Source organism: Microbispora sp. CSR-4 (assembly GCF_008033685.1).
Taxonomy (GTDB): Bacteria; Actinomycetota; Actinomycetes; order Streptosporangiales; family Streptosporangiaceae; genus Microbispora.
The window spans coordinates 1-292 of record NZ_VJVX01000329.1 but is presented as its reverse complement, the minus strand read 5'-3'; the positions used below and the strand labels follow the sequence as shown (position 1 = coordinate 292).

1 protein-coding gene is annotated in these 292 nt (G+C 73.6%); it reads right to left on the bottom strand.

Translation table 11 applies throughout. The features are described 5' to 3' along the window. Nucleotides 1-13: 13 nt before the first annotated feature. On the bottom strand, nt 14-292 hold a 279-nt coding region (locus FLV34_RS40020), incomplete at its 5' end, for a hypothetical protein (RefSeq protein ID WP_222709834.1).

Sequence of the window (292 nt, the reverse complement as noted above, 5' to 3'; positions counted from 1 at the left end):
TCGGGAAGCGGCGTCAGCGCCAGCTCTTGGGCCACCTCACGAACCGACCCCACCACCACCCACGACGACCGCACACGACCCCGACCGCGGCCACCCACACCGGAAGCACCCGCGTCAGCGGCATCACCACGGGCGCCATCCGCGCCAGAAGCATCCGCGCCAGAAGCATCCGCGTCAGCAGCGTCCGCGCCATCGGCAGCCCCACCATCGGCAGTCCCACGGGCGGCGTCCGCGCGAGCGCCGTCCGTGCCAGCGGCGTTCGCACCGATGGCAGCCCCACGCACGGCGTTCG